At 66.0% G+C, this 24,453-nt stretch carries 23 protein-coding genes and 1 tRNA gene; 18 read left to right on the top strand and 6 right to left on the bottom strand.

What is annotated here, in order from left to right; all coding sequences use genetic code 11:
- Positions 1-90: 90 nt before the first annotated feature.
- From OG417_RS54215 to OG417_RS05015, 3 genes are all read left to right on the top strand, one after another.
- Entirely contained in the window at positions 91-456 is a 366-nt protein-coding gene (locus OG417_RS54215; protein WP_442875657.1) for a helix-turn-helix domain-containing protein, read from the top strand.
- Between the two features lie 66 nt (positions 457-522).
- Positions 523-1,179 carry a hypothetical protein gene (locus OG417_RS05020; protein WP_329250425.1) on the top strand — a complete coding sequence of 219 codons (657 nt, stop codon included), beginning with the start codon at positions 523-525 and terminating at the stop codon, positions 1,177-1,179.
- A 23-nt stretch (positions 1,180-1,202) separates the two neighbouring features.
- Positions 1,203-1,772: an NUDIX hydrolase gene (locus OG417_RS05015; protein ID WP_329250422.1), complete on the top strand. Its 570-nt coding sequence runs from the start codon at positions 1,203-1,205 to the stop codon at positions 1,770-1,772.
- On the opposite strand, the gene OG417_RS05010 is transcribed toward OG417_RS05015, so the two are convergent.
- On the bottom strand, positions 1,769-2,911 hold the full coding sequence (locus OG417_RS05010; RefSeq protein ID WP_329250418.1) for an XRE family transcriptional regulator: 1,143 nt from the start codon (positions 2,909-2,911) through the stop codon (positions 1,769-1,771). The genes OG417_RS05015 and OG417_RS05010 overlap by 4 nt on opposite strands.
- 174 nt (positions 2,912-3,085) lie before the next feature.
- On the opposite strand from OG417_RS05010, the gene OG417_RS05005 reads away from it, so the two are divergent.
- The 3 genes from OG417_RS05005 to OG417_RS04995 all read left to right on the top strand — a co-directional run bounded on the left by OG417_RS05005 (position 3,086) and on the right by OG417_RS04995 (position 7,236).
- Complete coding sequence (locus tag OG417_RS05005) at positions 3,086-3,550, top strand: GntR family transcriptional regulator (protein ID WP_329250415.1); 465 nt, start codon at positions 3,086-3,088, stop codon at positions 3,548-3,550.
- A gap of 365 nt (positions 3,551-3,915) precedes the next feature.
- A complete protein-coding gene (locus OG417_RS05000) occupies positions 3,916-4,770 on the top strand; it encodes a hypothetical protein (RefSeq protein WP_329250413.1) in 855 nt (284 codons plus the stop codon).
- 3 nt (positions 4,771-4,773) lie between these two features.
- On the top strand, positions 4,774-7,236 hold the full coding sequence (locus OG417_RS04995) for a hypothetical protein (RefSeq protein WP_329250410.1): 2,463 nt from the start codon (positions 4,774-4,776) through the stop codon (positions 7,234-7,236).
- Between the two features lie 591 nt (positions 7,237-7,827).
- Here the strand turns inward: OG417_RS04995 and OG417_RS04990 are convergent.
- Complete coding sequence (locus tag OG417_RS04990) at positions 7,828-8,967, bottom strand: XRE family transcriptional regulator (RefSeq protein WP_329250407.1); 1,140 nt, start codon at positions 8,965-8,967, stop codon at positions 7,828-7,830.
- A gap of 259 nt (positions 8,968-9,226) precedes the next feature.
- Between OG417_RS04990 and OG417_RS04985 the strand changes: the two genes are divergently transcribed.
- The 10 genes from OG417_RS04985 (at position 9,227) to OG417_RS04940 (ending at position 18,034) form a co-directional block, all read left to right on the top strand.
- Positions 9,227-9,397, top strand: coding sequence for a hypothetical protein (locus tag OG417_RS04985; RefSeq protein WP_329250405.1), 171 nt, complete (start codon positions 9,227-9,229; stop codon positions 9,395-9,397).
- Between the two features lie 73 nt (positions 9,398-9,470).
- On the top strand, positions 9,471-9,797 hold the full coding sequence (locus tag OG417_RS04980) for a WhiB family transcriptional regulator (protein ID WP_329250402.1): 327 nt from the start codon (positions 9,471-9,473) through the stop codon (positions 9,795-9,797).
- Positions 9,794-10,273, top strand: a complete 480-nt coding sequence (locus tag OG417_RS04975; RefSeq protein WP_329250398.1) for a hypothetical protein — start codon at positions 9,794-9,796, stop codon at positions 10,271-10,273. Before OG417_RS04980 ends, OG417_RS04975 begins: the two co-directional genes overlap by 4 nt.
- Position 10,274: 1 nt before the next feature.
- On the top strand, positions 10,275-11,288 hold the full coding sequence (locus tag OG417_RS04970; RefSeq protein WP_329250395.1) for a DUF2637 domain-containing protein: 1,014 nt from the start codon (positions 10,275-10,277) through the stop codon (positions 11,286-11,288).
- Positions 11,285-13,396 carry a hypothetical protein gene (locus OG417_RS04965; protein ID WP_329250394.1) on the top strand — a complete coding sequence of 704 codons (2,112 nt, stop codon included), beginning with the start codon at positions 11,285-11,287 and terminating at the stop codon, positions 13,394-13,396. Before OG417_RS04970 ends, OG417_RS04965 begins: the two co-directional genes overlap by 4 nt.
- Positions 13,397-13,525: 129 nt before the next feature.
- On the top strand, positions 13,526-13,804 hold the full coding sequence (locus OG417_RS04960; protein ID WP_329250391.1) for a hypothetical protein: 279 nt from the start codon (positions 13,526-13,528) through the stop codon (positions 13,802-13,804).
- A 101-nt stretch (positions 13,805-13,905) separates the two neighbouring features.
- Positions 13,906-14,178 (top strand): hypothetical protein, encoded by a 273-nt coding sequence (locus OG417_RS04955; protein ID WP_329250388.1) that lies wholly within the window; start codon positions 13,906-13,908, stop codon positions 14,176-14,178.
- A 71-nt stretch (positions 14,179-14,249) separates the two neighbouring features.
- The gene (locus tag OG417_RS04950; RefSeq protein WP_329250385.1) at positions 14,250-16,232 is read left to right on the top strand and encodes a YfjI family protein; all 1,983 of its coding nucleotides are present in this window, start codon (positions 14,250-14,252) and stop codon (positions 16,230-16,232) included.
- A gap of 225 nt (positions 16,233-16,457) precedes the next feature.
- Positions 16,458-16,655 (top strand): helix-turn-helix transcriptional regulator, encoded by a 198-nt coding sequence (locus tag OG417_RS04945; RefSeq protein ID WP_329250382.1) that lies wholly within the window; start codon positions 16,458-16,460, stop codon positions 16,653-16,655.
- Complete coding sequence (locus tag OG417_RS04940; protein WP_329250380.1) at positions 16,655-18,034, top strand: tyrosine-type recombinase/integrase; 1,380 nt, start codon at positions 16,655-16,657, stop codon at positions 18,032-18,034. The genes OG417_RS04945 and OG417_RS04940 overlap by 1 nt, the downstream gene beginning before the upstream one ends.
- Before the next feature lie 1,272 nt (positions 18,035-19,306).
- Here the strand turns inward: OG417_RS04940 and OG417_RS04935 are convergent.
- Positions 19,307-19,388, bottom strand: a tRNA-Tyr gene (locus tag OG417_RS04935).
- Between the two features lie 156 nt (positions 19,389-19,544).
- On the opposite strand from OG417_RS04935, the gene OG417_RS04930 reads away from it, so the two are divergent.
- A complete protein-coding gene (locus tag OG417_RS04930) occupies positions 19,545-20,033 on the top strand; it encodes a YajQ family cyclic di-GMP-binding protein (protein WP_329250377.1) in 489 nt (162 codons plus the stop codon).
- An 816-nt stretch (positions 20,034-20,849) separates the two neighbouring features.
- Here the strand turns inward: OG417_RS04930 and OG417_RS04925 are convergent.
- Together OG417_RS04925 and OG417_RS04920 are read right to left on the bottom strand one after the other, a co-directional pair.
- Complete coding sequence (locus OG417_RS04925) at positions 20,850-21,596, bottom strand: alpha/beta hydrolase family protein (protein WP_329250374.1); 747 nt, start codon at positions 21,594-21,596, stop codon at positions 20,850-20,852.
- The gene (locus tag OG417_RS04920) at positions 21,596-21,862 is read right to left on the bottom strand and encodes a helix-turn-helix transcriptional regulator (protein ID WP_329250371.1); all 267 of its coding nucleotides are present in this window, start codon (positions 21,860-21,862) and stop codon (positions 21,596-21,598) included. The genes OG417_RS04925 and OG417_RS04920 overlap by 1 nt, the downstream gene beginning before the upstream one ends.
- A 38-nt stretch (positions 21,863-21,900) precedes the next feature.
- Here OG417_RS04920 and map point away from each other — a divergent pair, with 38 nt between their 5' ends.
- The gene (map, locus tag OG417_RS04915; protein ID WP_329250369.1) at positions 21,901-22,659 is read left to right on the top strand and encodes a type I methionyl aminopeptidase; all 759 of its coding nucleotides are present in this window, start codon (positions 21,901-21,903) and stop codon (positions 22,657-22,659) included.
- A gap of 64 nt (positions 22,660-22,723) precedes the next feature.
- Here map and dacB read toward each other — a convergent pair whose 3' ends face one another.
- The gene (dacB, locus tag OG417_RS04910) at positions 22,724-24,262 is read right to left on the bottom strand and encodes a D-alanyl-D-alanine carboxypeptidase/D-alanyl-D-alanine endopeptidase (protein ID WP_329250366.1); all 1,539 of its coding nucleotides are present in this window, start codon (positions 24,260-24,262) and stop codon (positions 22,724-22,726) included.
- Between the last annotated feature and the right edge of the window lie 191 nt (positions 24,263-24,453).

Raw genomic sequence — 24,453 nt, 5'->3', positions numbered from 1 at the left:
AGGGGACGCCGAAGACTCACCGGTGAGCGGCGTCCCCTCACGAACCCCCTCGTCCCATTCCTTCCTCTTCGCTGAACAGGTTGGCGCGCTATGCCCCTCTCCCCTTCAAACCTCCCTGATGACGGCCTGCTTAAGCCCTACGAAGTGGCCCGCCTGCTGGGCGTTTCAGTCACGCAGGTCGCGGCGTGGGCGCGTGATGGAAAGCTGCCGGCCGCAGTGAAGACGCCTGGGGGGCATCGCCGCTTCCGCTGGGCCGACGTCCGAGACGCCGTGACCAGGAAGACTGTCCATGACCCGGAGCGGGACCAACTTGAGATCGACGCCGCCCGCCTGTACGACCAGGGATGGAGCATTCGCCAGGTCGCTGAGAAGTTCGACTGCAGTTACGGCGCGATGCGGAGGATCCTGCTCAGGCGGACCGTTCTCCGGCCACGTGCACCGCGACCTCAGATCTGAGGTCGCGGAAATCTGGGCCCACGAAACCCGCCTTGCCGAGGCCTGAGGCTTCTACGCTTCATGCTCGTGGATCTGCCGTATCGAGAACTTCCCGACGACATCGAAATCGTTGAGAACGCTCAGGGCCGCTTCGAGGCCAAGAGCCGCACCGAGCCGGCCGAGCGGTTCGGCTGGGCACAGCCAACGCCCGAGCTGGCCCGTACGGTGTGCTTGACGACCCTCAACGTCCGCGCCGCGATGGACCGCGCCCGCGGCAGCGTGCGTGAGGCGGACACGCGCGGGCCAGCCGAGTTCACCCGCGAGCGGTACGAGCGGGCGTGTGCCGAGGTGGGGGTTCTCCGGCTGCCGGACAGCGTGTGCCTGAGCCTGGAGTACAGGAGTTTTCAGGCGCCCGACTACGACGCGGAAACGATCGTCACCACGAGACTGGCCGACGAACGTGGTGCGGCGATCCGGGCGGAGGAGCGTCGTCAGCGCAAGGAATTCGAACGTGACCTGAACGCGATGCCCGGCTTCCACGGCCTGAGCCGCGACCGGTACGAGTCGCTGTGCGACCTGGTCGGCGCCGAGCCGGCCGCCGAGGACCAGATCAGCTCGCTGAAGGTGGAGTGCTTCCAGCAGGAGGAAACACGCGGCACGGCCGAGGTCCCGCTGATCCTGGCCAAGTGGCGCGACATGGGGCGGTACTACGAACGCCGTGACGGGTCAACGGTGGACATGTAGCACAAGCCCGGTACGGTCCAAGAGTGAGCACTGACGAGCGCCCGGAAGAGCTGCGGACCAAGGTCTTCGGCGAGCGGACGATCTACGACAACCCGTGGGTCCGGTTGACCCTAGTCGACATCGAACCGCCGGACGGCAACCGGTTCGAGTACCACGTCGTACGGCTTCAGCGCGTCGCCATCGCCCTGGTGCTGAACGAAGCGGACGAAGTGCTCATGATGTGGCGCCACCGCTTCGTGGACGACTCCTGGGGCTGGGAGTTGCCCGGCGGGATCATCGACAAGGGCGAGGACGGCGCCGCGACCGCCGCTCGCGAGGTACGCGAGGAGACCGGCTGGCAGCCGGCACCGCTGGAACACGTGCTCAGCTTCCAGCCCATGGTCGGCATGGTGGACACCCCGCACGAGATCTACGCTGGCCGGGGCGCCGAGCTGGTCGGCGAGCCGACCGACCTGGAAGAGGCCGCACGCATCGAGTGGGTACCGATGAGCAGGGTGTTCGACCTCATCAGCAAGGGCGAGGTACTCGGTTCCGGCTCTCTCGTGGGCCTGCTGTACCTCCTCGCCCAGCGCGGCCAAAAGGCCGGCGCTTAGGCGGCGAGCCCGATGCTCGCGATACGCCTCCGCTGACGTACCGACCCCACCTGATTGGCCAGCAGGCGAGCACTGATCAGGTGCTTCCTGGCCTCGTCTAGCTCGCCACGGGTGGCGAACGCTTGGGCCAGGTCGCAACGGAGGCCGGCGGCAGCCCGTACGAACGTGGTGTCCATCTGCCCGAGCGCGTCGGTCAAGTAGTCGATCGCGTCGGTGTCGCCGAGCTGGGCGAGACAGTGCCCGCGCCAGCGCGCGTGGTGAACCTCGTCCAGCGCAATGAACGGTAACGCCGGATCGTGCGCGTCCACCGGCAGGAGGGCCGCTGAACGGTCAAGCGTCCGGCGGCACTGCTCGTCGGCGAGAGCGGCCTGGGTCTCGGCCTCAACGGCATCGAGCCACGACAGCAGCAGTCGCGGACCGGTCCGGCTCGCGAGGGTCCGCGCTGCCCGTACGAGGCTGAGGGCGTCGGTGAGCCGCCCCAGATCGTGAAGGGTGTACACCTGCTCGCCCATGGCATGCGCGAGCAGCACGGGAGAGTCGGCCTCACGTGCAGCGGTCTTGGCGATCTCGTAGTGCCCCCAAGCCTGCCGTACGGCACCGACGTCGAGCGCCTGCCACGCAGCGAGAGCGCCAGCGTCGGATAGGACCGCCGACAGCGCCGCACGTACGGATGGCCGGAGACTGTAGGTCACCAGCTCCGTCAACGTCGTGATGACCGTACGAGTCTGCTCTAGCAACGACGGAGCGCCGAGACGGCGATCCAGCAGCCGGATGTGATGGACCTGCTGCTGCATCTGCCGTATCAGCTCCATATCCACCCGCCGCGCAGTCGCAATGCGATGCCGCAGATCGTCAGCCGGGCTCGACGCCGTGGGGGCCGTGTCGAGGAAGCCGAGCTCTTCGTCGGTACGGCCGTAGGCGAGGCGGTAGAGCTTCCGCCAATCCTCACCCGGAATGACACGCCCGTTCTCGTGCCGGGAGATCGTGGTCTTCAGGCTCTTGTCGCTGCCGAGCTTCATGCCGACCTGGGCGGCGCACTGTCGAAGGGTCGCGATGAGGCGAGGCACCTTCCACCCGAACTCAGCACGCGTCCGCCGGAGCGGCGTCATCTCGCAGGCGTCGTCGTCTTCCCATGTCACGGGTTCAGCATCACTCACGAGGGCCGATTCGCCCCGGTGGTTAACACGCAGGTGTTAACCGATGCGGGCTTACGCCGCTGCCCTGCGGACCGATCTCATCACAGGCGCCCGTCACCACATCGGCTCGGGCACGCCGCCCTCTACCCTGTTCTTCACACCGCCGAAGGGAAGCCCGTGGCCAGGCCTAAGAGCAGCGACGCCGTCTACCTGAAGATCGCCGCTGTCCTCCGCGACCGCATCCGCGCCGGCGACCTCGCGCCAGGCGACAAGTTCCCCTCCGAGGCGAACGTTTCCACGGAGTTCGGCGTCGCCCGCGGCACCGTCCGCGAGGCACTCAAGCAACTTGAGGCTGACGGCCTGGTGGACACACTGCCCGGCGTTGGCAGAGTCGTCCGTACCGCGGAGCAGGCAGACAAGACTCCTCGCTACCGACGCATCGCCGCCCAACTCATCGCGGCCATCGAAGCCGGCGAGTACCCGCCAGGCTCGCAACTACCCGGCGAAGCTCAACTCGCCGAGCAGTTCCAAGCATCACGCAACACGATCCGCTCGGCACTCGGCGAACTCGACGGTCGAGGCCTCATCGAGGTAGTCCATGGCAAAGGGCGCGTCGTCCTTGAGCACGCGAGAGAAGTTTGAGCCAGTCCACAAGGCCTGTATCGATCGGTGACAGCATTCCCTACCGGTTCAAGAAAGCCCCGCTGCACGGATCGCCTTCACACCGTGCGCTTCGGCGCACCGAGCGTGCGGCCTCTCCGGGCCGGTCCCGGCGCGCCGAATCGCTAGTGCGGCGCGCACCAGATCCGGCGTTTTCGCCACTTGACGTTCGTCCGCTGATAAGCTAGCCACGTCACATTTCAGCCTGAACTTCCCCTGTCGGCAATACTTAAAAACGAACCGGGCGATATGTCCAATACTATGGGACCTCTAGGCGGGTCCGCTGTGATGCATATGCGCAGCAAAAGTGCGCGGATCGCCTTGGCCGGCGGTAGTTCGGCATACGCATGAAACGAAAATGGGTAATACGTGCGATCTTAGCGACCACTTTGTTGGCTGGCCCGGTTGCATCGTTGGCCGAAAACGTGGCGTCTTCACAGGCGCGGTGGCCGTGGCTGCTTGATTACATCAGAAAGCACCCATGGATCGCAATTGGCGTTTCAATTGCCATATTGAGTTTGGCCTATTATGCCGAAAGCCGCTCGGTGGATGTTCCTCAACCGAAGAAAGCTGAACCGCAGGAGTCACTCCCCAGCGTAACTCTGAATCATTCCACCATTAACGCTCCGACCACGGTGCAGGTAGTTCAAGGCCAAGCTCTCGAAAACGTTAGCCTTACCGCCAACGAAGATCGCGATAGAGACCCGATCGAACTGCAGCCGACCCAGAAGCCGGTTGTTCTATACAGTGTTCTCCCTTTTGTAGATAGCGGGCGCTGGGAGGAAAAGATCCATGTCGCTTCTGAGGCCGGAACCCGTAAGGCACTATGCTTCCAGTTCGGAAGTGTCTCGCTGCCCCCGGAACTAGTAGTGGCTGTCGTAGTAGTCTTCCTCTGTGCGCAATACCCTCTTATTACGAGACGAATTACGGCGAGGTTGAGGAAAGTCAAGAACGAGTTTCCTTCAGCACGTTTGATCCTTGCGGCAGTCGATCGGTCGGATCCGATGGTCGAAGACGAGGACGGGCGTCGCTTGTTGAGAGCAACTGACTACGATATCGACCAAAATAAATTCATTATATCCATAACGGTAGACAACTTCAGCGAGAGTGTCTCTCTCCACATCGAGAATGCATTGAGAGAATATTATAATCGGCTTGCACTCCCCAGCAGCAGCTCTGAATCATATGAAGTGCAGGAGTAGCTCATGTCCTACGCTGACGCGCTAGAAGTCGAGTGGGTAGCAGCATGTCTATCTCCGAGCGATATAGCACCACACCCCAATTTTAGAGCCGAGCAAGCGTATGGTGCTGAGTTGCTGGCCCTAATCATACGTTTTCAGATTTCCGATTATGACGTTTATGCTGATCAGAGCAAGGATGAGCGAGGCTCAAGCGGGATAGCGGTGTCTAGTGACCCCGTATTGGAAGCTGCTAGACGGGTGTTGCAATCCGATACCCTTCATGAGGGCATGCGCGATCTATCTGTGATTATTGGACGTGATGACCTCTCCTATGGCCAGCGAGCTGCTGCTGCTTTGCTGGTCGCGACTACAGACAGCGACCTTGATATACCAAGTGAGCATACGTCGCTATTGGCAAACCTCGCTAATTCTGTAACAGAAAGCGATGTAGGATCTCAAGGATCTCGCGCACTTATAGCTGCCGCACTACTACAGCAATGTGCGCTTCGAAAATATGAAATCGGGGATGCTGACGCAGTCCGCGATTATGCGACAGAGGTGCGTCGCCTTCTCGGTTCTACTAACGACTCGTGGGATGACTTCAAGGTATCGCGTGGAATTAGCTGGTCGGCCGCCGAGACACAAAGGCGCCTTGTTGAAGTTCTTGACGGTAACGCCCTTGCGTTGCTCGTCACGACCGGAGATCCTTTCGCCAATTCGTGGACTGAGCTGGTACGCGCACCTTTCCCTGCCGCGTCAGTTCGGCCGACTAGAGAGGTCCTGCGCTCCCTGGTAAAAGTTGTTGGTGAGGTGTTCGAAGGCGACTACCACTCTTCACGACGAAGGCGCACCTTGAGTGGAGAGCACGAAGCGCTCAGACTACTCTATGCGTCGCTGCTAAATTCGGAGCTCACTGGTGACCTGGCCGGTGTTCATCAGACGAGGAAGCTCTTGGGTGAAGTCTTCTCAGTGCGCATGGCGAGAGGGCACGGTGACGACACCTGGGTTGCAGAGGCGATCCGACTATTGCGGCAAGGGGACGCAACGGATCAACTACAGCGCCTTCTGCAGCACGTGCGCGAGGAAGGACCGCTTCAAGTCATTGCAGAAGCCGCCGAGAAACTAATTGAGGTTCGCAAGAAAAGTCAATATGTGACCTTCGCTGACCTTTTGCTCCTGGAGAAAGCCGCAGACCTTCTACCAGTAGCGACGACGCGAGATGCGCTGGCTCTCGTCGACTCTTACGCCACCCAAGAGCGGGATGGGCGCGTTAAAGGGTCGCATTCTGCTCCGTGGAAAATAGTCGAGACTTCGCTTCGATTCATTGACTCTCTCATCCGAGAAGATCAGGACGCTAGTCCTAGTGAGGTTATAAGCCAAATTCTGAACCTTTGCGGATCTTTGGCCGGCGGCGACCAGTTCGTATATAAGGCGCTAGCAAATCTAATGTCCGATATTGAATGGCAAGGTGTATCTGATAGCGAAAAGTCCCAATGGCTTGAGCTGGCCAACAGTATGCAGAGCGATGTACTGGCGATTGATCGTGTTCGAGTCTACGCCGCTCTGAAAATTGAAGTGCCTGAGGAGATCAGGAGTAATCTGCAGGGGTTGCAGTTTGTGGCGGCTCTAATCGCAGGGTTTCTGGGTGAGCCTCCGTCGGCGCAAGATGTGGCGAAGTCTGTCCTTATTATCGAGCAGATGCTGGAGCAAGTCAGAGTTGAGGCTGAGCGAGGACATTTCACGGGCTATGGATGGTCGCCATTCACCCTGTGCGGTTTGTTGATAGCAAAGTTCTCCACTGTGGAGCTGTGGCCGGCGGTCCATGCGCTACTAGCCCATCCGCTTGTATCTTCAGAGAGCAAAGTAGAGCTACTACAGGCGTCGCTCGATCGACTAACGCCGGCTGTTCTGCCGCCGGAAATCCACGAACTCTTCCAGGAGAGTCCGATTCCGGAAGAAACGCTAGACAGAAACCCATTTCTTGATGTTCCTGCTACTCAATATAAAGCGGTGGTCCGCAATTTCCAGCTCGCTTACGGACTATCTAATCCAAGTTCTGTGCAGTCGGAGGTGCTTAGCGACGTCAGCTCTGAGAGTAGGGCAGTTCGGATGGAAACTGTTCAAAGTTGCTTCCTGGCATCCAGAGTTGATCCTCAACTTGAGTGGCCAATAATTCTCCTCCTTCAAGCATCTTATGACCGTGATGGGTCGGTCAGACATAAAGCCATTAGAAGTTTGGCTTTTTTGAGTGTCCCTCAATCTGTAACGCTCTCAAAGTCCATCGCTGATCGTGTTCTAGCATCTCTGCGGGAGCCTGGTATCGCAAGCGCTATGGGAGCCCTGAGGGGTATCGTCGACGCCCATGCGGCAGGTCAAATTACGGAAGGGCTATGGTGTGAAGAAGAGATTATTGCGTTGAGGGATACACATAGTTCGAGGAACATTAGGAGAATGGCAGGCTCTACTCTTTCGCTCTTTCGAGAGTAGCTGTTATCGCCTCCTTCCTAGGTCCACGATACGATCGCCGGTACAGGCCTCACTATCGTCCCCGGTGAGGCAAAGGTGGGTGCGGGGTAGGGGGCGATCACTGCTGCGCGGCTTCCGGTGCTAATGGCGGTGGGGCGGTTGCGTTCCTGTCTCGTGGGTGGCGCTGTGGGATGCCTACTTCCGGTGCAGGGTTCGTGAGACCTCTTTGTCCGAGACTGGTGCTTGTTGCGTTGCTGTCGGGGCAGGGGCGGGCCGCCTGGGGGGTTGTGTCCCGTGCCCGTCCGTACAACTGGACCTCTCGTTAGGGATTGGCGAGCACACCAGTAGCTCTGAGCAAGACCGGTTCAGGCCGCTGCGCCGATGACGGATTCATCGTTGAGAACCTTGAGCAACGCATCGCGGTCGGTCAGCACATCGCGTACGTACTCGCCCATAACAGGATTGTGTCACCGGCGCATTCGTACGGCGCGGAGGAGCTGCGCGACGGATGAGGCCTGACGACAGCGGCGACCACCACCAACGCGACACGATCCCAGCCACTGGGCACCGTCAGCACAAGGTCACGGCGCAGCGGGCATGCGCCACCTTCGGCTACGGATCAGAGCGTTCCGCTCGAATCCGTACGACAAGGCTTTCTACCCGGCGCTTCTGTCGGAGTGATCCAGTGCGACCAGCGATGGTGTGAGCGGCGCGTAGGTGTTCTTCTGCCAGGCTGCGTTCACCGCGGACCAGCAGCGCGGTGGCGAGATCGATGCGGACGCCAGCTTCCGCGCGTGCGTAGTTTCCGGTGACGGCTGCGAGCCCTCTGGTCAGTTCTTCGATGGCGTCTTCGTCGCCCAAGCGTGCGAGGCAGTTGCCGCGCCATCGAGCCAGGTGAGGTTCGGCGAGCACCACGTATGGCAGTTGGTCGTCCGGTTCGGCGGGCAGAAGATCGGCGGCTTGGTCAAGAAGGTCTCGTGCGGCAGTCGCATCCCCGCTGGCGGTAGCCATCTCGCCCTGTGCGGCCGTGAGCCAGGACTCCATCAGCGCGGGCACGGCGCGTGCGGCCTGGTGTCGTGCGTAGTTGACCAACTCGCCGGCTTGTGCGGCGTCTCCTAGGTCGAGCAGGACGTAAGCCTGTTCCGCGGTGGAGAAGGCCAGTAGGGAGGGGTCTTCGGCTTCGCGGGCTGCGGATTTGGCGCGTTCGAAGTGCTCCCACGATTCGCGTGGGGTGCCGACGTCGAGGGCTTGCCATCCGGCGAGTGCTGAGGCGTCGGCGAGGACTTTGGCGAGCATGCGTCGGACGCCGGGGCGTACGGCGTGGCGGTTCAGCTCTTCGATGTGGGCGATGTGGGCGCGCATCTGGTCGCGGATGAGCTGGGCGCCTTGGAGGGCGTCGAGCCGGCGGATGGCGTCCGTTTGGGCCTGTAGGAGCTTGGCGACCTCGGCGTCGACCGCTGAGGCGCGGGTCAGCTCGGCGGCGAGGTCTTCTAATGACTCCTGTTCGGGTGCCTCGGGTGCTTCTACGAAGCCGAGCTCGACCGGTGAGCAGCCGTACACCTCGCAGAAAAGTTCCTGGTAGAGGGGGCTTTTGACGGGGACGTGGCCGTTCTCCCATCGGGCGATTTGGCGGGAGAGGCTTTCTGGTCCGGGGAGCGCCTCTCGGCGCGCTTGGGCGGCGCGGCGTAGGCGGACGTCGAGTTGGGTCTTGGTCCACCCTTGGCGTTCCCGCGCGGCTCGCAACGGGGTCACCGGCACTCCTCACCGAACAGGTCGCACATGTCTACCGGCCTGCCATTCTGCCGCTTACCGGTGACATGACAAGGGGATGACAGTCATCCGCTGTCATCCCGTGTCATCTACTGCCGGGTCGGCGGGGCGAGCAACCTGGTGGGTGTCGGGCCGAGGACGCCGACACACCACCGAGAGAAGGGACTTGACAGGTGATGACCCCGAGCCGTTACCTATACATGTACTACCTGTCTAGCAAACGAGTTGAGGAGGGCCGCTGATGTTCCCGCAGCCGAAGAAGTGGCCCCGGTACGTGGTCGGCGCGATCGTCGTCGTCTTCGTGTTCAAGAACCCGGCCGCTGCCGCCCAGCTCGTCAACCACCTCGGCGGACTGATCTCGCAGGGCGCGACGGCGCTCTCGCGGTTCGCCTCCGCGCTGCACGTCGGCTGATCCGGTGCACAGCCACCAAGCACACACCGGACCCGCCGTTCCCAACCGATCACCGCTCACCTGGAGGTTCCACGTGAACGATCACCCGAGCAGGCTCAGCACCCCGGACCTGCGCGACGAGTGTCTCGACGGGGCCGAGTGCCTCTTCGACACCGAGCTGCATGACGGCCCGGACCCTGAGGACCGGTTCGAGCACCCGGACGCCCGCGCCGCACGCGAGGACGTCGCCAAGGACATCTGCGCGACCTGTCCGGTTCAGGTCGTGTGCCTTGAGTACGCGATCCGGACCAAGCCAGCCAGCGGAGTCTGGGCCGGTCTCACGGCCGACGAGATCGCTCAGCTCCACGCGTTGCGTATGGAGCGTGAGCAGTTCGCCGAGGCCTTCGAGGAGGTGGCGTGAGCATGGCCTACACCGCCACGGAACTGGCCGCGCTGCTGCGCGTCGGTGCCCAGGGCTGCCACTCCGATGAAGCCGCGGTCGGCCTGCTGGTCGAGCATGACACCTGGTTGAACCGCAGCGACTTCATCCGTACGTGCGTCACGGTCCAGACCGACTCCTTCGTTCAGGGCGAGCAGGTCGCGGCCTTCATCGACTGGAGTAACGCGGTACGTGTCCTGGACGCGGGAGGTCTGCCCTGCTCCCGCGGCGAGGCGGCCGTACTCCGCATCGCCGCCGGCCTGGCCGGAGTACCGGTCAACCTGCGGGCGATGCTCGGCGGTCTGGACTCCCGCAACATCCAACTCGTCGCCGAGGCCGTCATGCATGCCAACGGCACTCCTATCGCCTCCCGCCTCGGCTCGTACGCCTCTGGCGCACAGCCACCGAGCACGATGCCCGACGTCCCGCCGATCACACAGCAGCAGGAGGGGCGCTGACATGGCCGAGCCGTACACCGCGCCCTACCTGACGCCCGTGCGCGGACTCGCGCCCGCCGAGGTACGAGCGCTCACCGAACACGAACAAACCGTCATCACGGTGGTCGGTGGCCTGGTCGCCGCGCTGGGCCTGCTCGGGTTCGTCAACAGCTTCGCCCGCGTCGCCGCCGCTGCTCACGACTCGTTCGGGCGGCTGGCGTTCACCGTGCCCGTCGGCATCGACGTCGGGATCGCGGTGTTCTCCGCGCTCGACATCGTGCTCGCCCGGCTCGACATGCGGCTTCGGTGGCTGCGGCTGATCCCGTGGTCGTTGACCGGCGCGACCGTCTATCTGAACGTCGCCGGCGAGAGGTCGGTGTTCGGGGTCGTCGCGCACGCGACCTTGCCCGCGCTGTGGGTCGCCGCCGTCGAGGTCGCCGCACACGTCGTCCGTACGCGCGCTGGCCTGGCCGCCGGTACCCACATGGATTCGATCCGGTTGTCTCGGTGGCTGCTCGCGCCCTCGGCGACCGTACGGCTGTGGCGCCGGATGGTGCTGTGGGAGACACGCTCGTACCCGGCCGCGCTCGTCCGCGAACGTGACCGGCTCCTCGCGCTGACCGATCTGAAGGACACGTACGGGCCGGTCACGTGGCGTTGGAAGGCGCCTCGCCGGATCAAGGCGCTGTACAAGCTCGGCGAGCTGACGCCCGCCGCTGACATGCCCGAGCCCGTTCGGGAGCCCGAGCCGTCCACCCGGACCACGACCACTCCGCCGCGTGGACGGTCCACCCGGCGCAAGGGAACGCGGTCCAGGACGAGGCGCCGGACCGTCCCGAACGTCGATGACCTCATGCCCGCCGGACGGCGCATCGCCGCCGAAGCGGACGAACGCGGCGAACCACTCACCCGCGACCGGCTCGCCATCGGACTCCGCCAGTCGGGCACCACCGCCGGCAACGAACGCGTCGGTGCCCTGCTGGCACGCCTCAAGCACGAGAACGACACCACGGCACCGATGGAAGGTGACCAGTGACCAACCCACGCCACGCCGTGCCCGCCGAGGACGGCGACACCATGGGGGACCTGATCCCGCTCCGTCCGGCGCGGACTGAGCCCGAGCAGGACACCCACTACGAAGTCACGCTCGATGAGGAACCGACGACGCCGGACGCCGTACTCGTCCAGGCGCCCGAGCCCGTAGGCGGGCGGCACCCGATCATCCCGGCCGAGCTGCGTGGCTGGTCGACCCTCAAGGCGACCGCCCAGCACACCGCGGGCCGGTGGGCGCATCAGACCGGCTACCACGTCGTACGCGCGCCCCGCTACGCGTTGCTCGGCTGCTTCTGGGCGGGCGTGGGCGTGTTCCGACTGCTCGGGCGGCACCTGCGCTGGTGGTGGGTGACCGAGCAGTACGGCCTACGGCAGAGCGCCGCCGACCGTCACGATCCGGAGATGTGGATAAAGCTCCATCGCGAGGTCAAGGCCACCCGCGCGTGGCGCGGCCTGGTGCTCCTCGGCGAAGCCATCGGCGTTGCCGTGGCCACCGGAGAGGTCGCCACCGGTCCGGCGTGGCTGACGGTCGCCGTTCTGGCGGGGATCACTCCCGCGCTGGCGCGCGTCGGGCGGCCGAGTGATCGCCGCATCATCTCGCCAGCGGTCGTGACGCCGAGGTTCCGCAAGCTCAACCCGGACATCGTGTTGCGTGCCTACTACGCCGCCAAGCTCGGCGACCCGGACAAGCCCGGCCAGCAGGTCCACTTCGGGTCGACCATGTCCCGCGACGGCAACGGCTCACGTGTCCTGATCGATCTGCCGCACGGCAAGGGCCTGGATGATGCGATCAAGGCCAAGCCAGCCATCGCCTCGGGGCTGGACGTGTCGCTGTCGCAGGTGTTCATCACGCGCGACCCGACCTCACATCGTCGGCATGTGCTGTGGGTTGCCGACCGTGACCCGCTCGCCATCCCGGCAGGGCGTACGCCGCTGCTGGCCTGTAAACCGACTGACATCTGGGCACCGGCGCCGTTCGGCCTGGATGAGCGCGGCAACCGCGTCGCGGTCGAGATGATGTGGAACTCGATTCTCGTCGGCGCGCAGCCTCGGCAGGGTAAGACGTTCTCGGCCCGAGCCCTGGCGCTGTACGCGGCGCTCGATCCGTACGTAAAGCTGTCAGTCTTCGACGGGAAAGGCTCCCCGGACTGGCGCAAGTTCCGGCTCGTGGCCGACCGGTGCGCGTTCGGCCTGGCCATGACACGCGACGGCGATCCGGTCGAACTGTTCATCGACTCCCTCCGCGAGATCAAGGCCGACGTTCAGGACCGCTACCAGCGGCTGTCCGAACTCCCCGTGGACGTGTGCCCTGAAGGGAAGCTGACGCGAGAGATCGCCCGTGACCCGAAGTACCGGATGCCGGTCCGGCTCGTGGTGATCGATGAGTTCCAGGAGTACTTCGACCTACCCGACCCCGACGCCACCAAGGAAGTCGCCGCGCTCCTGGTGTTCCTGGTCAAGGTCGCGCCCGCGGCCGGGGTGATCGTGCTTGGCGCCACCCAGAAGCCGAGCGGCATCGGCAACGGGCAGGTCGCCCAGCAGTTCAACGCCTTCCGCGACAACCATCAGATCCGGTTCTCACTGCGTACCGGCTCTTGGCAGGTGTCTGACCTCGTGCTCGGCTCAGGCGCGTACTCCGAGGGCTACGACTCCTCGACGCTGCTGCCTGACTACAAAGGCGTCGGCATCCTGCGCGGCGCATCGGACGCCACACCGACCGTACGGACCCACCTGGCCGACGCCCAGGACGCCGAGAAGATCCTGACCGCCGCACGCGCCTACCGCCAACGCGCCCGAACCCTGACAGGCATGGCCGCCGGAGAAGAGGTGACCCGCGAGGTCCGCGACGTACTCGCCGACGTACGAGGGATCTACAAGCCCGGCGAGCGCGGCCTGCACTGGCAGCAGATCGCCGCACGGCTCGCCGACGCTCACCCCGAGCACTACGCCGACCTGACCGCTGATGCGATCTCGGCCCAGGTACGCGCGTTCGGCGTCCCGTCCGTCGATGTGAAACGCCACGGCGTCACGCTCAAGGGCGCCCGAGCCGACGCGATCAACACCGCCATCCAACGCCGCGCCGACCGGTAGCGGCAGCCCCGCGACCGGTAGCGCGCACGCTACCCGGCCCGCTACCCGCGCGACCTGCGGCAATAAGCCCAGGTCGCGGGTAGCGGCCCCCACCCCGCACGCCCAAAAACAGCCCGGAAAGGCACACCCATGACCCTCATCACCGCAACCGCGACCGGCTCGTCAACCGGCTCGGCGCTCGTGTTCGCTCTCGTGCTGGGCGCCGGTTACCTCGCCGCCTGCGTCATCTGGCCGTTCCGCGCCTGCCGCCACTGCGGCGGCACCGGTCGGTTCGTCTCACCCACCGGCCGCGCCTGGCGGTCCTGCCCGCACTGCGCGGGCACCGGCGCCAAGCTCCGCCTCGGCCGTCGCATCTACAACCACCTCAAGCACACCCACGATCGCGACCGTACGCGCAGGCCCCGATGACCGGCCGCAGAAACGTAAGTGCGGTCCGGCGCACAGCCACCAAGCACGACGCCGGACCGCCGCCCCCAACCGATCACGAAACCGAAGGAGGCACCTCCATCATGACCCAGCCCGGCGATACCGGCCAGCACAAGGCCCAGCGGCGAACGGCCTGGCTGCTGCCCGAAGACGGCGTCATCGACCCCGTCGCGATCGACCTCGCCGCAACTGGCGAGCGCCCCGTCGCCCTCACGCCACGCGAACGGCGAATCGCAGCCGCGCTCATCCTCGCCACTGGTGGCACGCCGAACACCATCGCCAAACGCCTCCACATGGCGCACAGCAACGCCCGCGCCCTCGCCGACCAAATCGCCGCCGACCGACCCGCCGCCTAGACAACCCGCTCCCGCCCCGCCGCCCCCAGCGCGGCGGGGCACCGACCCAACCCCGAAGGGGACCCGCACCCGTGGCCAAGCCAAACCCGCTCCGCGTCATCGACGGCGAGACGCCCGAGGCCGACTTTGACCGCACGCCACCGCACAACATCGGCGCCGAACAAGTCGTGCTCGGCGCGGCGATGCTCTCACCCGCCGCGCTGACCGACGTCCGCAAGCTGCTCGACGGCAACGAGTTCTACCGCCCGGCGCACCTACGGATCTGGGAAGCGATCACCGCTCTGGCCGACCGAGGCGCCCCGTTTGACCCGCTCGCCGTTGGCGCCGAACTCGGACGCGACCTGGCCACCACCGGCGGCGCGCTCTACCTGCACAACCTCATCGCCCAGGTCCCGGCCGCCACCAACGCCGGTTACTACGCCTGCATGATCCGCGACCTCGCCTACGCCCGAAGGGTCATCGAAGCCGGCGACCGTCTCACCGAACTCGGCTACTGCGCCACCGGCGACGACGCCGCGAACCTGCGCGGCGCGGTGGCCGCCGAGTTCGCCGCCGTCGCCTCAACCGACGTACGAGGCTGGGCCGAGCCCACGCCGCTCACCTCGACCACGACCGGCCTGCCGAGCTTTCCGCTGTGGACGTTCCCGGACTGGCTCGGGGGGTACGCGGCTTCGCTCGCCGAGGTCACCCAGACCCCACCGGACCTCGCCGGGTGCCTGGCCCTGGCCGTGCTCGCCGTCGCGGCCGGAGGGAAGGTGTGGATCCAGGCGCCGGCCTGGCGGGAACCGGCGAACCTGTTCGTCGTCGTGATCCTGCCGCCCGGCAACCGCAAGTCCGAGGTCTACCGGGCCATGTGCGCCCCGATCAAGGCCGCCGAACAGACCCTGATCACCGAAGCCGAACCGCTCATCGCCGAAGCCGTCATCGCCCGCCGCGTTGCCGAGGCGCATGCCGACAAGACCGCGAAGACGGCCGAGAACGCCGCCGCACTCGACCCCACCCAACGGGCGCTCGCGCTCACCGAGGCCACCGAAGCCAAACTCGCCCTGGATGCCGCCGTGGTTCCGGCGCGGCCGCGGTTGTACTCCGACGATGCGACCGTGGAAGTCCTGACCTCCCTGCTGTGTGAACAGGGCGGCCGGATGGCCGTGCTCTCCCCTGAGGGAGAGATCTTCTCCATCGCCGCAGGCCGCTACTCCGGCGCCCCGAACTTCGCCGTGTTGAAGAAAGGCCACGCGGGCGAGGAGATGCGCGTCGACCGCATGGGCCGCGAGTCCGAACACATCGACGCCGCCACCGTCACCCTCGGTATCTGCACGCAACCCGGCGTCCTGGCCGAACTCGGCGACACACCCCAGTTTCGCGACCAAGGACTCCTCGGACGCCTGCTCTACGCCCTCCCCGACTCCCTCCTCGGGCATCGCAAGAACCGACCCGATCCCATGCCCGCCGATCAGGAGGCGACCTACCGAACCAGCATGAAAGCCCTCGTGCTGTCCCTCGCACGCCTCGCCGCGCCGACGACACTCACCTTCACGCTCGACGCGCAAGCCGCGATCACTCAGCTTCTCGCCGACACCGAACCCCGGTTCCGACCAGACGGCGACCTGGCCCACATGACCGACTGGGGCGGCAAACTCGTCGGCGCCACCGTCCGCATCGCCGGACTCCTTCACCTCGCCAAACACCTGCGCGACGGCTGGAACAGGCCCATCACCGCCGACACCTTCGCCGACGCGGCCGACATCGGCGAGTACTTCACCACCCACGCCAAAGCCGCCTACGACGCCATCGGCGCCGACCCCGCCACCGCCGACGCCAAAGCCCTCCTGGACTGGGCGCGCAACACCGGCCGTACCCGCTTCGCCGCACGCGACGCCCAACCTCCGCTACGCGCCCGCTTCAAGAAGATCACCGACCTTGAGCCCGCCCTGGGCGTCCTGGAAACGCACGGCTGGATACGCCGCCTGCCCTCCCCACCGAGGACCGGCCGAGGGCGCCCGGCCGCGCCTACGTACGAGGTCCACCCCGCCGTGTTGGGGGCCAACCGATGACCATGCAAGCGCCGCGCCACCAGCCGTCCGCGCCGTCCCGACGCCCTGAAGCGCGTAAGCGAAAAGCAGCACAAATGATTCTGCTGATTTCCGCTTACCTGCTTCAGCCCCCGCGACCACCTCCGGCGCCCACTGCCAGAGCCCGGCCGTGACCAGCGGACAGCCACCAAGCACGCCGCCGGCCACGCGATCCCAACCGATCACGACGTTGGAGGACGCGACTCCGTGAAGACCGCCGAACGCAACCGCGACAAGCTCACCCTCGCCGAGGTCTGCGCCGAACTCGGCATCTCCCGCTCCACCTTCTACGACTGGCGAGCCAAGCAGAAGGCCCCACGCTGCATCACCCTGCCCAACGGCAGCCTCCGCATCCGCCGAACCGAACTCGACCGCTGGCTCGACGCACGAGAGGACGCCGTCTGATGCAGGACACCACCTACGACGTCCGCATACACGAGACGCACGTCCGCAAGGGCACCAGGGTCACGACCTACACGGTGCGGTGGAAGGTCGGCCCCAAGCGCTGGTCCGCGCCCTTCCGCAACAAGGCACAGGCCGAGAGTTTCCGTGCCGCGCTGATCACGGCCACGAAAAACGGCGAGGCGTTCAGCCTGGAGACAGGCCGACCCGCCGCATGGCAGCGCGAAGAGAACGCGATCAGTTGGTACGCCTTCTCGCTCGACTACGCCGCAGCCAAGTGGCCCTACGCCTCTCCGAATCATCGACGCGGTATCGCCGAGGCGCTCACCGACGCGACTGAGGTCATGCTCAAGACCGGGAAGGGGGCACCGACTAAAGAGCAGCTCCGCGCCGCTCTGCGAGGCTGGGCCTACAGCGGACGCCTCCAAAAGGGCGACGAGGCGCCCGAGAGTTTCATCCCGGTCGTGCGCTGGTTGGAGCGCAACACCATCGACATGTCGGAGCTCGACCCCGAACGGAACGGAGCCGCCTTGGCGCGTGTCGTGCTCGACCGCCTGAGCAAGAAGCAGGACGGTACGCCGGCCGCTGGCAGCACGGCGAACCGGAAGCGCATGACCTTGAACAACGCCATGGAGTATGCGTGTGAGCGTCGCATCCTGTCCGGCAACCCGCTCAAGCACATCAAGTGGACCAAGCCCCGTATCGTTCAGGCGCTCGACATGCGACTCGTCGTCGGCCCGGAACAGGCCGCGCGCCTGCTGACGGCAGTTGGTCACCAGGGCGAGCGAGGCCCGCGCATGGTGGCGTTCTTCGCGGTTATGTACTACGCGGCCCTACGGCCTGAGGAAGCCGTAGACCTCCGAACGGAACACCTCGTCTCTCTACCAGAGGAGGGATGGGGAGAGATGCGACTCACCCACGCCGAACCTCGCAGCGGCTCGCGCTGGACCAACAGCGGGAAGCCACGAGACCGGCAACCCCTCAAGCACCGCGCGCCCGGCGAGACACGCCCTGTGCCCGTACATCCCGAACTCGTTCGGATCCTGCGCAACCACATCGAGCAGTTCAAGATCCGGCCTGGCGCCCGGCTCTTCGTCGGCCCGCGCGGCGGGATCATGACCGATCGCACGTACCTGGGCATCTGGCACAAGGCTCGGGCCGAGGCTTTCACCACCGAGGAGGCTGCCTCGCCACTCGCCGAGACACCGTACGCGCTCCGCCACGCCGCCGTCTCTACCTGGCTCAGCGCCGGAGTCCCACCCGCCCAGGTGGCCGCCTGGGCGGGGCACAGCGTTGACGTCCTGCTCCGCGTGTACGCCAAGTGCGTCGCCGGCCAAGAGGACGAGGCGAAGCGCCGGATCACCGAGGCGACCAAGGTGTAGGGCGCTGACCGAGCACCAACGGTCGCGGCCAAGCCGACGGTACAGGCACCAACCGGACGGGGTGACCGGGTGAGCTGCGGAAACGACGTTTGGCCGATACGGCCGCCACGGCACTGACTGTCGTGGCGGCTGTATCGCTCGTGCTGTCAGCGAGGTCTGTACAAGTTTTTCTGTCTAGTTTTCTGTCCGCGGTCTCTGCATCAATCTGTCGAACTTTAGATCTTCTGAGTAAATCTCGCGGCTAGTAATTCCTCCAAATCTGTTCCATAAATCTGTGGAGCTTATCTGATGTTCTCTTACGTTCTGGTATTCTGTTCACATGAGTGATGCCCCCGACGGTCGCCCGTCGAGGGCATCCTGTGGCCTAGCGAGCAGCCTGCCCGCCGCTCGCCGGGTAGCTGGTTCCTACCGGTTGAGGAAGACGTGTGCGTAGTCGAAGCATTGCACGACTACGCACACTACCTGGGAAATCAGCAGAGCGTCCCGTAGGCGCTTGCGCCAGTTGGGCGAGCGCCTACGGGCGTCACCCTCGTCGCCGTCGTCCTCTTCCTCCGGAGTAGATACGTCAGTATCAGACATTAGATGGCTCCCTTCTACGGATAACGATCAAGGTGCGTCTGCCTTCGACACACCCGCCTCCCGATAATAGCTCAGAAGCGCCAGGTTCCGGCAATTTTCTGCTTCGCTTCCGGCCTTTCCCTGGGAGCACCTAATGGGTTCTTATAAAGGGACATTACGCAAACGCAGCCTGACCTGCTTAAATGCCATACCTGGCGTGGCGCACGCCCAGCGACGGGACGCGCCTCGGTTGACCCGACAGTCGCCCCCGTCGGCTGGGGGATACCCAGAATCGGGCAACCCGACGTAGCGCATCGGCATCAAAGCCAGCACACCCAGTCCGGTTGTGCCTAGCAGCGCGATCCGGTCCCCCGACACAGCCCATCGGACACGTAGTCCACAGAGCGGGGTCGCATGGTCGCTCGTCTGTTCATGCGCTAAGCAGAGGAACGACGCGACGACTGACACGCTGGCCCTCGTCGGTCACCACACGGACACTTGATCCTGTTCGCGTGATGACGCCGACCGCGTGCTCACACCTTCGATCGCTTCGGGTCACCTCGGAACGGAGACGAGGGTGGACACCGTCCCGAACTTCAACCCGTATTCAACCCGGCCAGCCGTAGACAGCCGCATCGGGTCGGACACAGTCGGACAGGAACGAAACAGCCCCTCACCGCTGTCATCGCAGGTGGGGGGCTGTTTGCGCTGCTGTGGCGGGTCCAGGATTCGAACCTGGGTAGGCTAAGCCGACGGATTTACAGTCCGCTCCCATTGGCCACTCGGGCAACCCGCCGTCACGTCGTCCGTAACGACGCTCTGAAGGATAGCGGACTCTGAACCCTAAGGTGACATCGGATTCGCTGCCGGTGGGTGGTGGCGTCGGAGGGGCCTGTGGGGCGCGGTCTCACTACTCTGTCGGTGAGATCGTCATTCTCTGTGAGGACGCAAAGTGGCAGACAGCTCTTTCGACATCGTGTCCAAGATCGATCGGCAGGAGGTGGACAACGCTCTGAACCAGGCGGCCAAGGAGATCGCGACGCGGTTCGACTTCCGGAACGTGGATGCGGGGATCCGGTGGGCCGGGGAGACCATCGAGGTCCAGGCCAACAGTGAGGAGCGGGCGAACGCCGCGCTCGACGTGTTCAAGGACAAGCTCGTCAAGCGGAAGATTTCGCTCAAGTCCATCGACGCTGGGGAGCCCAAGGCGTCCGGGAAGCTCTACAAGCTCACGGTCGGCCTCAAGGAGGGGATCTCTCAGGAGGACGCCAAGAAGATCGGCAAGATCATCCGGGATGAGGGGCCCAAGGGGGTCCGGGCGCAGATTCAGGGGGACGAGCTTCGGGTCAGCTCCAAGAAGAAGGACGAGCTCCAGTCGGTGATCGCCCTGCTCAAGGAGAAGGACCTCGACGTCGCCCTGCAGTTCACCAACTACCGCTAGCCGCACGGGCACTCGCCTGCCGGCACGGACGGCACCACGCGGACGGCACCATCTGTACGCGAGCACACCCGAGAGCCACAACGGGCTCCGGCGTCGGTCTCAAGGCTGCGCGGTGCATCGGGTCGGGCTCGTTGAGCCATGAAACTCGTTGAGCCATGAAGAAGGCATGCGACGGGCCTGCTCGTCGGTTCTGACGCGCGTACGACTCGATGTGCCGCGTAAGCGGCTTCCGCATCACACAACACTTCGCCGGTCCAGACAGACGCCGTCCTCCATGACCGATAGGGCAGGCAGGGAGGGGGCGTGACGCGCCCCCTCGCCCGGCCGGGTTACCGGCGCCTGCAGCCTCTGGGCAGCCAGTGGCCCGCTATCCAGACCCGGCGGAGCCTTCCGCGCACGCGCCTTCTCACGAAATGGCCCCGTACGTACCGGCGGCATCTCGGACGTCGAAGGCTGTCGGCGGCGGTGGTCGCCGACTCACCATCGATCACTCCCCGAGACACGGATGCCGCGCCGGCCGAGGTGGTCGCGCCGGCCTGACCTCCTACGAGTGTGGTGCCGGCCGCGAAGACCAGCCCTGCCGCGGTAAGCGCCATACGCTTCCTGATACTCACGGGTTACCTCCTCATGAGATGGAGCCGAGGGCCGGCGAGGAGAATCCAAGAGCACGACCGGGACTCGCAGTGCCCTGGCGGCACATGGTCACCTACCGCGCAGTCTGCCCCACACAAATCACCAGAAAACGCCCGCACGAGGGCTTGACCTGGGCTTTTCGCCTCGGGGATGCACCCCTTACCGCCCCCCACGGCAGTGGCATCAGCGCGGCAGCGCCTCCAGTACGGCCGGCCAGGCGCGGGACAGCGGATCGATCAAGGCGAAGTGGCCGACCCCGGGGAGTTCCCGCAGCGGTACGCCCAGGCGCGTGGCGTAGGAGCGGCTCACCTCGATCGGGACGCGGTCGTCGGACGTGCCGTGCAACAGCTTCACCGGAGCCGTGGGCAGGGGCAGCCGGGCGGGGTCGGCGGCGGCGTACCGGTCCGGCGCCTCGGTGGGCGAGCCGCCCAGCAGCAGGTCCGTCGCGTCGTCGTCCAGGTGCAGGTCGGCGCACATCGCCAGGTCGAGGCAGCCCGCCAGTGACACCACCGCCCGCATTCGCGCCGACGGCCGGGTCGCGGCCCACACCGCCAGGTGGCCGCCCGCCGAATGGCCCAGCACCACCGGTGGCGTCGTCGCGTACGGCTCCAGCAGCGACGGTACGGCGTCCAGGGCCGCGGCGACGTCCTCGAACGTGCCCGGCCAGCCGCCGCCCTCCCGGCCCGTACGGCGGTACTCCGGGATCGCGACCACGTACCCGGCCGCGGCCAGGGCGCCGGCCATCGGGCCCGTGTGCGTACGGTCGTACGCGGACCGCCAGAAGCCCCCGTGCAACACGACCACGAGCGGCGCCCCAGCTCCGGAAGACGGCAGGCGGACGTCGATGACGTGGTCCGGGAGCGGGCCGTACCGCAGTGTCAGGTCCGGAGGCGGCGCCGACCGCGTCAGCACCTCCCGCGAGTCGGTCATCAGCCGGCCAGGCGGGAGCCCTCGGTGACCTCCAGCCGCCGGGCCAGCTCCGTCAGGTCGAGGCCGAGCGTGGCGGCGAGCGCCGAGACCGTGAAGAAGGCCGGCACGGCGATCGCACCGCGTTCGATCTTGCGCAGGGTGTCGAGGGAGATGCCGGCCTCGGCGGCGACGGAGGCCGCGCTGCGCGGGCCGCGGGCCGCGCGCAGGATCTGGCCCAGGGCACGGCCGCGGTCGCGTTGGTCTTCGGTCAGTGGGGTGCGCACCATGGACAAAGATTATAAGGCTGGTATTAAAATCTACCCTCATGGTGACTCTGAAGAACCAGACGGAGCTGGACCAGATGCGCGCGGCGGGGCACGTCGTGGGCACGACCCTGCGGCGCGTGGCCGACGCGGTCGAGCCGGGCGTCAGCCTGGCCGAACTCGAAGCCATCGGCGCCGCCTGCATCAAGGAGCACGGTGCCGAACCCTCGTTCCTCGGCTACCGGCCCCGGTGGGCCGACACCCCCTACCCGGCGACGCTCTGCCTGTCGGTCAACGACGTGATCGTGCACGGTATCCCCGACAAGCGACGGTTGAAGGACGGCGACATCCTGTCGATCGACTGTGGCGCGATCGTCCGCGGCTTCCACGGCGACGCCGCGGTGACCGTGCCCGTCGGCCAGGTGGACGACGCGGCCGAACGCCTGATGAAGGTCACCCGCGAGGCCCTGACGGCGGCGATCGCGGCGGCCGTGCCCGGCGGGCGGCTCGGCGACGTCTCGTACGCGGTGGAGAGCACCGCCCGGCCGTACGGGCTGCTCGAAGGCTGCGGCGGCCACGGCATCGGCACCGCCATGCACGAGGCTCCGGACGTCCCCAACACCGGCCGGCCCGGGCGCGGCATGAAGCTCCGCGAGGGCCTGGTCATCGCGATCGAGCCGATGCTCATCGAGAGCGGCGACGACGAGGGCCGTACGCTCGCCGACGGCTGGTCGGTGGCCACCGCCGACGGCAGCCGCGCCGCCCACTTCGAGCACACCGTCGCGATCACCGCCGACGGTCCAGAGGTCCTCACGCGGTGAGAACGACCCGCTCGCATCATGAGAAACCGCCCCGCACGAGACGGGGCGGTTCTCGGGCACCGCGTCAGCAGGAGTGCGTCCAGGAGCACTCGAGGTTCTGCGCCGAGGAGCGCGCGGTGGACCGTACGGCGGAGGTCGCCGCGGACGAGCCACCGGCCAGCCGGACGGCGATCTTGTCCTGGAGGTCGGTCGGAGCGCCGCCCTTGTAGCCGTTGAAGATGATGGAGAAGATCAGCGGCTGGCCGTCCGGGTCCTTCACGTACCCCGACAGCGCGCTGACGCCGGTCAGCGTGCCGGTCTTGGCGTGGACGTTGCCGGCCGCCGGGGTGCCGACCATGCGCGAGCGGAGCGTGCCGCCCACGAGCTGGTCGGGCTGGCCGGCGATCGGGATCGCGTTGTAGAAGACCGGGAACCAGCTCTTGCGCTGCGCGGCCCGCAGCACGTTGCTGATCTGCGTGGCCGTCGTGTAGTTCGTGTGGCCGAGCCCCGAGCCGTCGGTCTGCTTGACCTGCGAGGTGTCCACGCCGAGCGTCTTGAGGTACTTCGCGACCACCGGCAGGCCGGCGGTCCAGCTTCCGTGCCCGGTGACCTTGCGGCCGATCTCCTTGACGAGAGTCTCGGCGATCATGTTGTTGCTCAGCTTCAGGTACGGCGTCGCGATCCGGGACAGGGGGATCGACCGCCGGGTCGTGACCACCCTGGCGCCCTTCGGCGTCGTGCCGTGCGTCGTGTCGCCCTCGACCGTCACGCCGTGGGCCTTCAGCGCCCGCCGGAAGACGTCCGCGGCGTACAGCGCGGGGTCCTGGACGGTGGCCAGGTCGTCGAACGTGGCGTCCGCGGGGATGGAGCCGCTGATGACGATCGTGTTGGTGCCGACCGTACGGTCCACCGAGACCGTCGAGGCCGAACCGGCGGCGCCCGTGGTCGCCTTGTTGTCGATCGTGACGACGCCCGTGTCGGGGCTGAGCGAGACCTTCGGCGGCTGCCCGGGCGAGGTCGGGGTGACGACCACGTCGACCGTGCCGACGTCGAAGACGTCGTCCGGGGAGACGGTCAGCGCGGAGATCTCGGCGGCGTAGTAGTAGGGGAAGTCGGTCGGGTCCCAGTCGGGCCCGAGCCGCGGGCCCTCGAACCAGCTGTCGTCGGCGACCAGGTCGCCTTTGACCGTCTTGACGCCGCTGGCCGCGACCTCCGCGGCGAGCCGGTCGTACGCGGCGGCGCCCAGCGTGGGGTCGCCGGTGCCCTTGAGATAGAGGGTGTCGCCGCGCGTGTAGACGCTCGTACGGAACCGGTAGCCGGTGCCGAGGATCCCGAACGCCGCGGCGGACGTCTCGATCTTGTTGTTGGAGGCGGGAACGACGCGCGTGTCGGCGTCGTGGGAGTACAGGACCGCGCCGGTACGGGCGTTCCGTACGGTCACGCCGGCGGTCGCGCCGCTCAGGCGGCTGTCGGACAGGATCTGGTCGATGTCGGTCTTCAGATCGCCGGGAGCGACCGCACGTGTCGAGGTTGAGCCGACGGCGGCCTGGGCCGGAACGGCGACGCCGGAGCCGGCGACCACCCCTCCTGCGAGCAACAGGGCCAATCCGGTTGATCGTCGCATGACGGACGATAGTAAGAGATCCTTACCGACCAGTGGCGACGATGGCCGGAACCGGTACCGGCAGGTGCCCAAGTCATGCGATCCGCACGGGCGTCGGCTCTCTTCGCGCCGCGGCCTCGCGATCCGGCCTTGACCCTGACGCGACCGGAGGCTCCACGATCGGCCCATGAGCGAGCGGAGCGAGCGAATCG

The sequence above is a fragment of the Actinoallomurus sp. NBC_01490 genome (assembly GCF_036227085.1).
GTDB lineage: Bacteria > Actinomycetota > Actinomycetes > Streptosporangiales > Streptosporangiaceae > Actinoallomurus > Actinoallomurus oryzae.
The sequence above is the reverse complement of the archived record's forward strand: the minus strand, read 5'-3'. Positions and strand labels throughout refer to the sequence as shown.

Coding starts and splice junctions, on each gene's coding strand:
- OG417_RS04970 (WP_329250395.1), top strand. CDS start 10,275: ATGGCCGAGCCGTACACCGCGCCCTACCTGACGCCCGTGCGCGGACTC.
- OG417_RS04920 (WP_329250371.1), bottom strand. CDS start 21,862: ATGGTGCGCACCCCACTGACCGAAGACCAACGCGACCGCGGCCGTGCC.
- OG417_RS04925 (WP_329250374.1), bottom strand. CDS start 21,596: ATGACCGACTCGCGGGAGGTGCTGACGCGGTCGGCGCCGCCTCCGGAC.
- OG417_RS04955 (WP_329250388.1), top strand. CDS start 13,906: ATGACCCAGCCCGGCGATACCGGCCAGCACAAGGCCCAGCGGCGAACG.
- dacB (WP_329250366.1), bottom strand. CDS start 24,262: ATGCGACGATCAACCGGATTGGCCCTGTTGCTCGCAGGAGGGGTGGTC.
- OG417_RS04960 (WP_329250391.1), top strand. CDS start 13,526: ATGACCCTCATCACCGCAACCGCGACCGGCTCGTCAACCGGCTCGGCG.
- OG417_RS04985 (WP_329250405.1), top strand. CDS start 9,227: ATGTTCCCGCAGCCGAAGAAGTGGCCCCGGTACGTGGTCGGCGCGATC.
- map (WP_329250369.1), top strand. CDS start 21,901: ATGGTGACTCTGAAGAACCAGACGGAGCTGGACCAGATGCGCGCGGCG.
- OG417_RS05000 (WP_329250413.1), top strand. CDS start 3,916: ATGAAACGAAAATGGGTAATACGTGCGATCTTAGCGACCACTTTGTTG.
- OG417_RS04940 (WP_329250380.1), top strand. CDS start 16,655: ATGCAGGACACCACCTACGACGTCCGCATACACGAGACGCACGTCCGC.
- OG417_RS04995 (WP_329250410.1), top strand. CDS start 4,774: ATGTCCTACGCTGACGCGCTAGAAGTCGAGTGGGTAGCAGCATGTCTA.
- OG417_RS54215 (WP_442875657.1), top strand. CDS start 91: ATGCCCCTCTCCCCTTCAAACCTCCCTGATGACGGCCTGCTTAAGCCC.